The sequence below is a fragment of the Sphingomonas sp. LY54 genome (genome assembly GCF_035594035.1).
Lineage (GTDB): Bacteria > Pseudomonadota > Alphaproteobacteria > Sphingomonadales > Sphingomonadaceae > Allosphingosinicella.
This window is the reverse complement of the sequence record NZ_CP141588.1, coordinates 311,459-324,669: the sequence shown is the minus strand read 5'-3', so window position 1 is coordinate 324,669 and position 13,211 is coordinate 311,459. Positions and strand designations below refer to the sequence as shown.

Genomic DNA, 13,211 nt, shown 5'->3' with positions numbered 1-13,211 from the left:
TCCGGCGACTAACCAGAAACGGACCTAGGGAAGGGCCTGAATCGTGGCCAAGCCATCCTCTTCGAAACGTGCAGACGCTACGGCCGCCGCGCCGGCGATCCCCAACCGGGAGCGCCCGCCCGAGCCGCAGCGGCACAAGGCCGACAAGGCCGAGATGCTCGAATTCTATCGCCAGATGCTGCTCATCCGCCGCTTCGAGGAGCGCGCGGGCCAGCTTTACGGCCTCGGCCTGATCGGCGGCTTCTGCCACCTCTATATCGGCCAGGAAGCGGTCGCGGTCGGCCTCCAGTCGGCGCTCGAGATCGGCAAGGACTCGGTCATCACCGGCTATCGCGACCATGGCCACATGCTCGCCTACGGCATCGATCCCAACGTCATCATGGCCGAGCTCACCGGCCGCCAGGCCGGCATCTCGAAGGGCAAGGGCGGCTCGATGCACATGTTCTCCGTGGAGCATAAGTTCTACGGCGGCCACGGCATCGTCGGCGCCCAGGTCAGCCTCGGCACCGGCCTCGCCTTCAAGCACAAGTACAGCAACGACGGTGGCGTCTGCCTCGCTTATTTCGGCGACGGCGCGGCCAACCAGGGCCAGGTGTACGAGAGCTTCAACATGGCCCAGCTCTGGAACCTCCCGATCATCTTCGTGATCGAGAACAACCAATATGCGATGGGCACGAGCGTGAACCGTGCTTCGTCCGAGGACCAGTTCTACAAGCGCGGCGAGAGCTTCCGCATCCCGGGCCTGCAGGTCGACGGCATGGACGTGCTCGCGGTGCGCGGCGCCGCCACCACGGCGCTCGAATGGGTGCGCGGTGGCAAGGGCCCGATCCTGCTCGAGTTCAAGACCTATCGTTATCGCGGCCACTCGATGTCCGACCCGGCCAAATACCGTTCGCGCGAGGAAGTGCAGTCGGTGCGCGACAAGTCCGACCCGATCGAGGCGGCGAAGCGCGAACTAGAAGCGCTGGGCGTCAGCGAGGACGAACTGAAGACGATCGACAAGAATATCCGCCAGATCGTCGCCGAGTCCGCCGATTTCGCCGAGCAGTCGCCCGAGCCGGCGGCTGACGAACTTTACACCGACGTGCTGGTCGAGACCTACTGATGCCGATCGAACTGAAGATGCCCGCGCTTTCCCCGACCATGGAGGAAGGCACGCTTGCCAAGTGGCTGGTGAAGGAAGGCGACGAGGTCGTCTCCGGCACCATCCTGGCCGAGATCGAGACCGACAAGGCGACGATGGAGTTCGAGGCCGTCGACGAGGGCACGATCGCCCGGATCGTCGTTCCGGAAGGCACCGACGAGGTGAAGGTCGGCACCGTGATCGCGATCATGGCCACCGAGGGCGAGAATGCCGCCGACGTCGGCGTTGCCGCCCCGGCCGAGGCGCCCGCTGCGCCGGTGGCCCAGGCGGAGGAAGCCTCCGAGCAGCAGGCCCATGTCGCCGTCGCGGCAAAGCCCGAGAAGGCGCCGGCCAGCCTGCGCGTCGATCCGGAGATGCCGGCGGGAACCGAAATGGTCCGCACCACGGTCCGCGAAGCGCTGCGCGACGCGATGGCCGAGGAAATGCGCGCCGACGAGCGCGTGTTCGTGATGGGCGAGGAAGTCGCCGAATATCAGGGCGCCTACAAGGTCACCCAGGGCCTGCTCGACGAGTTCGGCGCAGGCCGCGTGATCGACACGCCGATCACCGAATATGGCTTTGCCGGCGTTGGCACCGGCGCGGCGATGGGCGGCCTGCGCCCGATCATCGAGTTCATGACGTTCAACTTCGCCATGCAGGCGATCGACCACATCATCAATTCGGCCGCCAAGACCAACTATATGTCCGGCGGCCAGATGCGCTGTCCGATGGTGTTCCGCGGCCCGAACGGTGCCGCCTCGCGCGTCGGCGCGCAGCACAGCCAGAATTACGCCCCCTGGTACGCCAACGTCCCCGGCCTGGTCGTCATCGCGCCCTATAGCGCGGCCGACGCCAAGGGCCTGCTGAAAGCTGCCATCCGGTCTGAAGATCCGGTCGTATTCCTCGAGAACGAATTGCTTTACGGCCAGAGCTTCGAGGTTCCCAAGCTCGACGATTATGTCCTGCCGATCGGCAAGGCGCGGGTCGCTCGCGAGGGCAAGGACGTCACCCTGGTAAGCTATTCGATCGGCGTCGGCGTTGCGCTCGACGCGGCCGAGGAGCTCGCCGCCGAAGGCATCGAGGCCGAGGTCATCGACCTGCGCACCCTGCGCCCGCTCGACACGCGCACGGTGCTCGACAGCGTCGCCAAGACCAATCGCCTGGTCTGCGTCGAAGAAGGCTGGCCGGTCTGCTCGATCTCGTCCGAGATCATGGCCGTGGTGATGGAGCAGGGCTTCGACGATCTCGACGCCCCGGTGCTGCGCGTCACCAACGAGGACGTGCCGCTGCCCTGCGCCGCCAATCTCGAGAAGCTCGCGCTGATCAAGGTCGAAGACGTCGTCGCGGCGGCGAAGAAGGTCACCTATCGCTGAGAAACAATGGCGTGACGCCATGACGCCGCTCGATCCCGACCGCACGCTCGCTCTGGCCTATGTGCCGGCCGGGCGGCGGGCCGCGGTCGAGGCCTTGTGGCGGCTCGATGCCGCTTTGGGCGCCGCGATCGCTACCGGGCGCGAGCCGCTCATCAGCCAGATCAAGCTCGCCTGGTGGCGCGAGGCGCTCGCCAAGCTCGACCGCGAGCGCGCGCCAGCCGAGCCGGTGCTGCAGGCGCTCGCCGCTCATGTCCTGCCCGCCGGAGTGACGGGTGCCGCGCTCTCCGAGATGGAGCAGGGCTGGGCGGCCTTGCTCAATGAGCATGCGCTCGAAAGCGACGATTTCGACCTTTATGCGGCGCGGGGACGGTTGCTGTTTCGGCACAGCGCCACCTTGCTCGGCGGCCGCAGCGACGCCGCGCTGGAGCGGAGCGGGGAGGCGTGGGCGCTCGTCGACCTCGCCCGCCACAGCGGCGAACCCGATGCAAGCGCGGCGCTCGCGGCAGCGCGCGAGCGTGGAGCGGCGGCGCGCTGGCCGTCGGCCCTGCGCCCGCTCGGCATGCTCGCCGCGCTCGCCTGGCGCGATGCCGCCGGCTCGGTGGGCGACCTCGAGCCGCAGGGCGCGCCGCGACGGATGCTGCGCATGCTGGGCCATCGCCTCACCGGCAAATGATCCGATCAGGAGGCTTTTCGAACCCTCCCAAACTTTTCTTGTAGGTTTCGCCTCTCGCGACAAGGGAGGAGGCGATGCCCCGTTTGCTGGCCGGAGGGGCGGCCACTTTGCTGCTGGTTGCGGCAGGCTTCTTCCTCTGGAAAAGCCAGGCCGACGCGGAGAGCGTGATCCCGCCGGCGCCTGCGCCCGCGGCCGCGCCGCTGGTGACGCCGCTCCAGCCGTCGCGCCCGGAGCCGCCGGCCGCGACCGAGAAGAGCCGCGAGGAGAAACGCTTCGCCCGCGCCGACAAGGACGAGGACGGCCGCATCACCCGCGCGGAATTGCTCGAGCCGCGCCGCAAGGCCTTCGCCAGGCTCGACGCCGACGGCAGCGGCAGCCTGAGCTTCGAGGAATGGTCGGTGAAGACGGCGGAGAAATTCGCCAAGGCCGACGGCGACCGCAACGGCGCGCTGAGCGCAGCCGAGTATGCGGCGACCAGGCCCAAGCCGGCGCGGAAGAAATGCGCCTGCTGAGCGTCGGTCGCGTCCGTCCCCGATTGCCAGCGCGACGCGACCTTGGCAGGTTCCGCACATGACCAGCAACGCCGGACTGCGCTTCACCCGTCGCACACTCCTCGCTGCCGGCGCCGCCGCGCTGGCGGCACCGGCCCGCGGCAAGGTCGGGCCGATGCATCCCGGAATCCGGCTTCGACCGGACCGGGAGGAGATGGTCGAGGTGTCGGGCGGACGCGTCTATGTGCGGATAAACGGCGACCTCGCCGGTCCGCGGCCGCCGATCGTGCTGCTGCACGGCGGCCCGGGCAGCTCGCACTGGTATTTCCTCAACGCGACCGCCCTTGCCGACGAGCGCGCCGTCATCCTCTACGACCAGCTCGACAGCGGCCGTTCGGATCATCCGGCCGATCCGGCCAATTGGACGGTGCCGCGCTTCGTGGCGGAGCTCGACGCGATCCGCGCGGCGCTCGACGTGCCGCGCTGGCATGTGCTGGGCGCGAGCTGGGGCGGCACGGTGGCGCTGGAATATGCGGCGCGGCAGCCCAAGGAACTGGCCAGTGCGGTGCTCCAGTCGCTTCTCGTCTCGACCGATATCTGGCTGCGCGATGCGCGCGTGCTGAAGGACCGGATGCCGCCGGCGACGCGCGATTTGCTCTATGCCTGCGACAGCGAAGGAAAGGCTTCGGCAGAGGCGTGCGCGGCGGCGACTGACGCTTTCTATGCGCGCCACGTCCACCTGACCGAGCCGCCGCCCGCGATCGCGGCTTACAAGGAGGCGCTGCCGCGCAGCTTCAGCGAGGACGTCTACCGCCACATGTGGGGCCGCGCCGAATTCACCGCGAGCGGCACGCTCAAGGATTATGACGGGCGGCACCTGCTCGAGCGCCTTGATGGACGCCGCACCCTTTTCGTGGCCGGCGAGCATGACGAGGCGCTGCCGGCGACGGTGGCCGGGTTCGCCCGCCAGGTCCCGGGCGCGACGTTCCGCGAAGTTCCGGCGGCCGCCCACCTCGCGATGGGCGACAATCCGGAAGCCTATCTCGCCATATTGCGTCCCTGGCTCGCCAGCCGGGACGCTGGCTGAGCGAGGATCAGCCGGATCAGGCGCTCAGGCCGGCCTGCCATGCGCTCAGCGCCTCGCGGGCGCGGGCGGTGTAGAGGCCCTTGCGCTCCTTCTTCTTGGTCTTGCCCTCGATCGGCGGGAACAGTCCGAAATTGACGTTCATCGGCTGATAGGTCTGCGCCTCGGCGCCGCCGGTGATGTGGCCGAGAAGCGCGCCCAAAGCGGTCGTCGTCGGCGGCGCCGGAATCTCCACGCCGCTGACTTCGGCCGCGGCGAAGCGCCCCGCGATCAGGCCCATGGCCGAGGATTCGACATAGCCCTCGCAGCCGGTGATCTGGCCGGCGAAGCGGATGTGCGGCGCCTTCTTGAGGCGCAATTTGCCGTCGAGCAATTCGGGCGAATTGATGAACGTGTTGCGGTGAAGGCCGCCCAGCCGCGCGAACTCGGCATTCTCGAGCCCCGGGATGGTGCGGAACAGGCGGACCTGGTCGGCATATTTCAACTTGGTCTGGAAGCCGACCATGTTCCAGAGCGTGCCGAGCGCATTGTCCTGGCGGAGCTGGACGACCGCATGGGGCCAGCGCCCGGTCTTGGGATCGTCGAGCCCGACCGGCTTCATCGGTCCGAAGCGCAACGTGTCGAGGCCGCGCTCGGCCATGACCTCGATCGGCATGCAGCCCTCGAAATAGGGCGTGTCCTTCTCCCAGTCGCGGAACTCGGTCTTCTCGCCGTCGAGCAGGCCCTGATGGAAGGCGAGATACTGCTCCTTCGTCATCGGGCAGTTGATATAGTCCTTGCCGTCGCCTTCGGGGCCGACCTTGTCCCAGCGCGACGCCATCCAGCAAATGTCCATGTCGATCGAATCGCGGTGCACGATCGGGGCGATCGCGTCGAAGAAGGCGAGGTGGTCGCTACCGGTCGCGGCGCCGATCGATTCCGCGAGCCGTGCCGCGGTCAGCGGGCCGGTCGCGACGATCACCGGCACCGACGGATCCTCAGGCAGGATGTCGATCCGCTCGCGCACGATCTCGACATTGGGGTGGGCGGCCAACGTCTCGGTGACCTCGGCCGAGAAGCCGTCGCGGTCGACGGCGAGCGCTGAGCCCGCCGGGACCTTGTGGCGGTCGGCCGCGGCCATGATCAGCGAGCCCAGGGCGCGCATCTCGGCGTGGAGCAGGCCGACCGCATTGTTCTCGGCATCGTCGCTCCGGAAGCTGTTCGAGCAGACGAGCTCGGCGAGGCCGTCGGTCTGGTGGGCGGGGGTCATCTCGCCCGATCCGCGCATCTCGCTGATCTTCACCTTTACGCCCGCCTGGGCGAGCTGCCACGCGGCTTCGGACCCGGCGAGCCCGCCGCCGATGATATGCACCTGTTCCTTCATGGCCCGTCCGATAGGCGCTTGCGCCGCGCGAGGAAAGCCTGCGCGGACCCGGTTCGCCCTGAGCCTGTCGAAGGGCTTTCCTGCCATTCCGCTCGTCTGAGCTCGGAGAATGGCAGGGCTTCGACAGGCTCAGCCTGAACGGTTCAGACGTAGGGAGTGTCGGCTCTGCCGATTACTCCTCGCCGCCCTCGATCACCGCGTCGCTGGCCTGCAGGGTCTGGTCGGCGACGTCGACGATGGCCTCGGCTTCGTCCTCGCTCTCCTCGATCCGCGCGGCCGAGACGACATGCTCGTTGTCGGCGACGCGGAAGAGGATCACGCCCTGGGTGTTGCGCCCGGTCACGCGGACCGAGCCGACCGTGGTGCGGATGAGCTTGGCCTGATCGGTGACCAGCATCAATTGCTCGCCGCTGCTGGCCGGGAAGCTCGCGACGACCGGGCCGTTGCGGTCCGAGCTGACGATGTTGGTGATGCCCTGGCCGCCGCGGTTGGTGCGGCGATATTCGTAGGCCGAGGTGCGCTTGCCGTAGCCGTTGGCGGTGACGGTGAGGACGAACTGCTCGGCCGCCTCGAATTCGGCCATGCGCTCGGGCGAGAGGGTGACTTCGCGGTCGCCTTCCTTCCATGGCGCGGCCTTCAGATAATCCTCGCGCTCCTGCGGTGTGGCGTCGAAGCCGCGCAGCACCGACATCGAGATGACCTCGTCGCCCTCGGCGAGGCGGGCGCCGCGCACGCCGGTCGAATCGCGGCTCTGGAATTCGCGCACGTCGGTGGCGGCGAAGCGGATCGCCTTGCCCTGCTTAGTGGCGAGGAGAACGTCGTCATCCTCGGTGAGCAGCGACACGCCGATCAGGCGGTCCTCGGACCCTTCCTCGAAGCGCATCGCGATCTTGCCGCTGGTGCGGATGTTCGCGAAGGCGTCCATCGAGTTGCGCCGGACCGATCCCCTCGCCGTGGCGAACATGACGTGGAGCGCGCTCCATTCATCCTCGTCCTCGGGCAGCGGCAGCACGGTGGAGATGGTCTCGCCCGGCGCCAACGGCAGCAGGTTGATCATCGGCCGGCCGCGCGTGGCGGGCCCGCCCTCGGGCAGGCGCCACACCTTCATGCGGTAGACCTTGCCCTCGGTGGAGAAGAACAGGACCGGCGTGTGGGTCGAGGTGACGAACAGGTGCGTGACCGCATCCGCGTCCTTGGTCGCCATGCCGGCGCGGCCCTTGCCGCCCTTGTTCTGGGCGCGGAAGGTGTCGAGCGGCGTGCGCTTGATATAGCCTTCCATGGTCACGGTGACGACCATGTCCTCGCGCTCGATCAGATCCTCGTCGTCGATGCCGTCGGCGGCAGGGGCGATCTCGGTGACCCGCGGCGTCGCATAGGCCGCTTCGATCTCGTCAAATTCCGCGACCATCACCTCGTAGAGGCGGGCGCGGTTGCCGAGGATCTCGAGCAGTTCGCCGATCGAGGTGGCCAGTTCCTTCAATTCGCCGCCGATCTCGTCGCGGCCGAGCGCGGTGAGGCGGTGCAGGCGGAGATCGAGGATCGCACGGACCTGGACATCGCTGAGGCGATAGGTGGAGGCGTCGCCGACGCTCTCGATCGCCTCGACGAGAGCGATGTACGGCGCGATCTCCTCGATCGGCCAGTCGCGGGTGAGCAAGGCGGCGCGCGCTTCGGCGGGGGAGGCGGCGCCGCGGATGATGCGCACCACCTCGTCGAGGTTGGTGACGGCGATGACGAGGCCGAGCAGGATATGGGCCCGGTCGCGCGCCTTGTTCAGTTCGAACTTGGCGCGGCGCGTGATCACTTCCTCGCGGAACTTGACGAACGCCTCGATGATGTCGCGCAGGTTGAGCGTCTCGGGGCGGCCGCCGCGGATCGCGAGCATGTTGGCCGGGAAGCTGGTCTGGGCCGGGGTGTGGCGCCAGAGCTGGTTGAGGACGACGTCGGCCGTGGCGTCGCGCTTCAGCTCGATGACGACGCGGACGCCCTCGCGGCTCGATTCATCCCGAATGTCGGAGACGCCCTCGATGCGCTTGTCCTTGGCGGCCTCGGCGATCTTCTCGACCAAGCCGTTCTTGCCGACCTGGTAGGGGATGGCGGTGAGCACGATCTGCTGGCGGTCGCCGCGCTTGGTCTCGATGATGTGGCGCGAGCGCATCATGATCGAGCCGCGGCCGTTGTGATAGGCGCTGCGGGCGCCGGCCTGGCCGAGGATCAGGGGACCGGTCGGGAAGTCCGGACCGGGGACGATCTCGATCAGCTCGTCGATCGTGATGCCGGGATTGGCGATATAGGCCTTACAGGCCTTGAGCACTTCGCCGAGATTGTGCGGCGGGATGTTGGTCGCCATGCCGACCGCGATGCCGCCGGCGCCGTTGACGAGGATGTTCGGGAAGCGCGCGGGCAGGACCTGCGGCTCGCTCTCCGACGCGTCGTAATTGGGCTGGAAGTCGACCGTGTCCTTGTCGATGTCGTCGAGCAGGGCATTGGCGACGCGGGCGAGGCGCGCCTCGGTATAGCGCATCGCCGCCGGCGGATCGGGATCCATCGACCCGAAATTGCCCTGGCCGTCGATCAGCGGAACCCGCATCGACCAGTCCTGGGTCATGCGCGCCAGCGCGTCGTAGATCGAACTGTCGCCGTGCGGGTGATATTTACCCATCACCTCGCCGACCAGGCGGGCCGACTTGCGATAGGGACGCCCGGCGACGAAGCCGGCTTCCTGGGCCGCGTAGAGGATGCGCCGGTGGACCGGTTTCAGGCCGTCGCGCACGTCGGGCAGGGCGCGGCTGACGATCACCGACATCGCGTAATCGAGGTAGGAGGTCTTCATCTCCTCGACGATGCTGATCGGGGTGATGTCGCTGTTTTCGGTGGTCGGCGGTACGCTGGCCAAAGGGAATTCCTGAGCTGTGGGTACTGGTGCGCGGGGCACGCGGATCTGGAAGGTCGGTCTCTAGCCGATGGTGCCGGAGAGCGCCACCCCTCGCGCACGTACGCGTATGTACGCGCGCGAGGGGTCCTTGGGTGGCCCAGGCGCTGCGTGGTTCAGGCGCGGGTGAAGCGCCAGCGCGTCTCGTCGCTGTTGGCAGGGTCGAAGGCATAGCCGTCGCTGTCGAAGCCTTTGACGCCCTCGGCCTGGTCGATGCGATGCTCGCAAATGTAGCGCGCCATCATGCCGCGGGCGCGCTTGGCGGCAAACGTGTTGAAGCGCAGCCCGGACGGCCCTTCCTCGCGGAAGTCGATCTCGATCACGCGGGCCTCGGCGGGCAGGTGATCGGCGACGGCGCCCCAATATTCCTTGCTGGCGACGTTGATGATGGTGGCTTCGCCCGATTCCGCGAGGTCATCGGCCAGGCGGGCGGCAATGCGCGTGTCCCAATAAGCGTAGAGATTGACTTTGCGCGGCGCCCAGCGCGTGCCCATTTCGAGCCGGTAGGGGCGGATCGCGTCGAGTGGGCGCAGCAGCCCGTAGAGGCCGGAGAGGATGCGGAGATGATCCTGGGCGTAGAGCACGGCCTCCTCGTCGAGGCTGCGGACCTCGAAGCCGGTATAGACGTCGCCGGCAAAGGCATAGATGGCCGGGCGGGCGGGCTGGTCGGGGAAGGTGCGGAAGCGCTCGACGTTGAGTTTGGCCAGCGTGTCGGAAATGCGCATCAAAGCGGCGAGCTTCTTGCCCGACAATTTCGCGGCGGCCGCGGCGAGGGCGGCCGCATCCTCGGCAAAAACCGGCTCGGTCGGGGTCAGCGCGGGGAGGGGACGCGCGTAATCGAGCGTCTTGGCGGGCGATATCACTGCAAGCATGGCAAAGCGGGTAGCCAGCGGTGCGCTGCGCGTCAAATGCGCGCTCCTGCGACGAAATTAGCGTACGAAAAGAGCGTCTTGCCGGTTCAAGCGCCGTTCACCGCAGAGAATCTAGAAAGCGCGGGGAATTGGGCGTAGAAACCCCGACGTCCTTTCATCCCCCGGCCGTCAGGAGAGGCGGTCAACAGGAGGCAGCTTTTATGAATTCCGTTTCGAAGATCGCGTTCGGCGTAGCGCTGGCACTTGGCGGCGCCTCGGTGGTCGCGACCTCCCCGGCTCTCGCCCAGAAGAAGAAGCAGGAAGAGCAGAAGGCCGGCCCGAAGCTGAGCAAGGAAGAGCGCGCCGCCCTCATACCGCTCCAGACCGCCGTCACCGCCCAGGATTGGGCCGCCGCCCAGGCCGCTCTGCCGGCCGCGCAGGCCGCCGCACAGGGCACCGACGCCCGCTACCTCACCGCGGCGATGCAGCTCCGCATCGGTCTCGGCACCAACAATACGGCGCTCCAGGCGCAGGCGATCGACGGCATGATCGCCAGCGGCGGCGCGCCCCAGGAATCGCTCGCCCAGCTCTACAAGAATCAGGGCGCGCTCGCGTCCAGCGCGCGCGATCTCAAGAAGGCCGAGGCCGCCTACACCAAGTGGGTGGAATATGCGCCCAACGACGCCGACGCCATCGTGCTTCTCGCCGAAGCGAAGAACAGCGCCAACAAGGTCAACGAGGCTGTGCCGCTCTTCGAGCGCGCTATCCAGCTGAAGAAGGCCAGCGGCGCGGTGCCGGAGAGCTGGTACAAGCGCGCGCTGAAGCTCGCTTATGACGGCAAGCAGCCGGCGCAGGCGGTCAAGTTCACGCGCGACCTGCTCGCCGCTTACCCGAACGCGACCAACTGGCGCGACGCCCTGCTCATCTATCGCGACGTCTCGAAGCTCGATCCGGTCACCTCGACCGACACGCTGCGCCTGATGCGTGCCGCCAAGGCGCTCAACGGCGAGCGCGACTTCTTCGAGCTGGCCGATGCCGCCAACGATCGCGGCCTGCCGGGCGAGGCCAAGGCCGTGCTCGACGAGGGCGTCGCGTCGCGCATGGTCGATCCGAATAAGGCTGCGTTCAAGGACCTGCTCTCGGTCGTGAACCGCCGCGTTGCCGAGGACCGCGCGTCGCTCGGCGGCGTCGAGAAGGCCGCGCTCGCCGCGCCGACCGGCGCCAAGGCGCTGACCGCCGGCGACGTCTATTACGGCTATGGCGACTATGCGAAGGCCGCCAGCCTCTACAAGGCGGCTCTGAGCAAGGGTTCGGTCGACGCCAACATTGCCAACACCCGCCTCGGCATGGCGCTGGCACTGGCCGGCAACCGCCCCGAAGCGGAGACCGCGTTCAAGGCCGTCACCGGCCCGCGCGCCGAGCTCGCCCAGTTCTGGCTGCTCTGGCTCGCCCAGCGCGGCTAAGCCCGACCGGGTTCGAAAGGGGCGTCGGAGCGATCCGGCGCCCCTTTTTCGTGCCGCGGTGAGGGGCGGGCGCAAGTCCGTCCCATATTGCAACGCGGCTCAACAAGCCGCTTCCGCCCCGCCGCGCGGCGCGTTACCACCGTCGTCAGGCGACCCGGAGGCCGGCCCGCCGCGATGCTGGGGAATGAGCGTGCGCTTCGACGACAGACTCGCGACGGTGATGGCGCTGCCCGCGGCGACGCCGGGCGCGCGCGTCGCGAAATGGCGCCAGCTCGTCGATCTGCTCGCCCAGCGCCGCCGCAGCGAGCCCGGCCCCGACATCGACGCCGCCTTCGCCTTCCTGCGCGAGGTGCGCCCGGAGGTTCCGCTCGCCTTGCGCCGCGACATCGGCGATTCGCTCGCCGGGCGGCTGATCGCGCCCGACCTGCTCGGCTTCTTCGCCGAGGATCATCCTTCGGTGATGGCGCCGCTGGTCGGCGGCGCCCGGCTCACGCGCGACGAGTGGCTGGCCCTGCTTCCGTGCCTGGCGCCGACGGCGCGCTCGCTGCTGCGCCACCGCCGCGATCTGCATCCCGACGTGGTCCGCGCGCTCGACAGTTTCGGCGCCAGCGATTTCGTACTGCCCGGCACGGTGGCCGAAGCGGCCGACGCCGAGCCGAGCACGTTCAGCCCGACCGGTGAGGCGGGCGAGGCCCAGATCCGAGACCTCGTCGCCCGCATCGAGGCCTTCCGCAAGCAGCGCGGCGCCGTCGGTCCGCGTCCCAAGCCTGCGGCGGACGGATCCTTGGTGGCCATGTTCCGCTGGGAAACCGGCGCGGACGGCGTGATCTTGTGGGTCGAGGACGCGCCGCGCGGCGCCTTGGTCGGCCAGACGATCGCCGCCATCGCCGAGCCGGGCCAGCCGGGCGTCGACGGCCAGGCCGCCGGAGCCTTCGAGAAACGGGCGCCGTTCCGCGACGCGCGTTTCGCCGTCGCGGGCGCGGGGCCGGCCGCGGGCGACTGGCGCATTTCGGGCGTGCCCTATTTCGATCCCCAGTCCGGCAGCTTCCTCGGCTATCGCGGCAGCGCGCGCCGGCCGCGGATCGACGAGGTCGCCAAGGGCCAGGCGGCGGAGGCGGGCCTGTTCGGCACCAATCTGCCGGCCGATTCGCTGCGCCAGCTGATCCACGAGCTGCGCACCCCGCTCAACGCCATCGTCGGCTTCGCCGAGATGATCGACGGCCAATATATGGGGCCGGCGGCATCGGGCTACCGCGCCCGGGCGAGCGACATCATGACCCACGCCAACCGGTTGCTGTCCGCGGTGGACGACCTCGATACCGCGGCCCGCATCCAGACCAGCCGGCTCAATCTCGATGCCGGCCCGGTCGATGCCGTCGCTCTGCTCTACCGCCTCCACGACGCCTATGAGCGCGTCGCCGGGGCGCGGGGCAGCCATATCGCCATCGATGTCGCCGAGGATCTGCCGCCGGCGCGGGTGGAGGCGAGCGCGCTCGAGCGGATGTTCGCGCGCATGCTCGCCGCCACGATCGGCCTCGCCGAGACCGGCGAGACGATCGCCGCGTCGCTCGAGCTCGGCCGCTTCGCCCACCGCACGATGCTGCGCCTCGCCATCGACCGACCGGCGGCGATCGCCGGGCTCGCCGAAAGCGCCTTGCTCGATCCCGGCTACAGCCCGGACGGCGACTGGCCGGGGGCGCCGGCGCTCGGCCTCGGCTTCGCGCTCCGCCTCGTCCGCAATCTCGCCGAGGCGGTCGGCGGCGCTTTGGTCGTCGAGGAGGCGAGCTTCGCGCTCTATCTGCCCCCGGTCGAGGCGGCCGAGCGCAGCAGCGGCCAGGGCCGGTGAGACGACGCCCGC

The 13,211-nt window shown here is 68.7% G+C and carries 10 protein-coding genes; 7 read left to right on the top strand and 3 right to left on the bottom strand.

What is annotated here, in order from left to right; translation table 11 throughout:
- The first annotated feature begins 43 nt into the window (after positions 1–43).
- The 5 genes from pdhA to SH591_RS01640 all read left to right on the top strand — a co-directional run bounded on the left by pdhA (position 44) and on the right by SH591_RS01640 (position 4,747).
- Positions 44–1,105: a pyruvate dehydrogenase (acetyl-transferring) E1 component subunit alpha gene (gene pdhA / locus SH591_RS01660; RefSeq protein ID WP_322830505.1), complete on the top strand. Its 1,062-nt coding sequence runs from the start codon at positions 44–46 to the stop codon at positions 1,103–1,105.
- Entirely contained in the window at positions 1,105–2,496 is a 1,392-nt protein-coding gene (locus SH591_RS01655) for a pyruvate dehydrogenase complex E1 component subunit beta (protein WP_324750243.1), read from the top strand. The genes pdhA and SH591_RS01655 overlap by 1 nt, the downstream gene beginning before the upstream one ends.
- A gap of 19 nt (positions 2,497–2,515) precedes the next feature.
- The gene (locus SH591_RS01650) at positions 2,516–3,169 is read left to right on the top strand and encodes a squalene/phytoene synthase family protein (RefSeq protein ID WP_324750242.1); all 654 of its coding nucleotides are present in this window, start codon (positions 2,516–2,518) and stop codon (positions 3,167–3,169) included.
- A gap of 74 nt (positions 3,170–3,243) precedes the next feature.
- A complete protein-coding gene (locus SH591_RS01645) occupies positions 3,244–3,681 on the top strand; it encodes an EF-hand domain-containing protein (protein WP_324750241.1) in 438 nt (145 codons plus the stop codon).
- Positions 3,682–3,739: 58 nt separating this feature from the next.
- On the top strand, positions 3,740–4,747 hold the full coding sequence (locus SH591_RS01640) for a proline iminopeptidase-family hydrolase (protein WP_324750240.1): 1,008 nt from the start codon (positions 3,740–3,742) through the stop codon (positions 4,745–4,747).
- 16 nt (positions 4,748–4,763) lie between these two features.
- On the opposite strand, the gene trmFO is transcribed toward SH591_RS01640, so the two are convergent.
- The 3 genes from trmFO to yaaA all read right to left on the bottom strand — a co-directional run bounded on the left by trmFO (position 4,764) and on the right by yaaA (position 9,911).
- Positions 4,764–6,107: a methylenetetrahydrofolate--tRNA-(uracil(54)-C(5))-methyltransferase (FADH(2)-oxidizing) TrmFO gene (gene trmFO, locus SH591_RS01635; RefSeq protein WP_324750239.1), complete on the bottom strand. Its 1,344-nt coding sequence runs from the start codon at positions 6,105–6,107 to the stop codon at positions 4,764–4,766.
- A 172-nt stretch (positions 6,108–6,279) separates the two neighbouring features.
- Positions 6,280–9,003 (bottom strand): DNA gyrase subunit A, encoded by a 2,724-nt coding sequence (gene gyrA, locus SH591_RS01630; protein ID WP_324750238.1) that lies wholly within the window; start codon positions 9,001–9,003, stop codon positions 6,280–6,282.
- 152 nt (positions 9,004–9,155) lie between these two features.
- Positions 9,156–9,911: a peroxide stress protein YaaA gene (gene yaaA, locus SH591_RS01625; RefSeq protein WP_324750237.1), complete on the bottom strand. Its 756-nt coding sequence runs from the start codon at positions 9,909–9,911 to the stop codon at positions 9,156–9,158.
- A 200-nt stretch (positions 9,912–10,111) separates the two neighbouring features.
- Between yaaA and SH591_RS01620 the strand changes: the two genes are divergently transcribed.
- Together SH591_RS01620 and SH591_RS01615 are read left to right on the top strand one after the other, a co-directional pair.
- Positions 10,112–11,353, top strand: a complete 1,242-nt coding sequence (locus tag SH591_RS01620; RefSeq protein WP_324750236.1) for a hypothetical protein — start codon at positions 10,112–10,114, stop codon at positions 11,351–11,353.
- A gap of 184 nt (positions 11,354–11,537) precedes the next feature.
- A complete protein-coding gene (locus SH591_RS01615) occupies positions 11,538–13,199 on the top strand; it encodes a sensor histidine kinase (protein ID WP_324750235.1) in 1,662 nt (553 codons plus the stop codon).
- Positions 13,200–13,211: the final 12 nt, after the last annotated feature.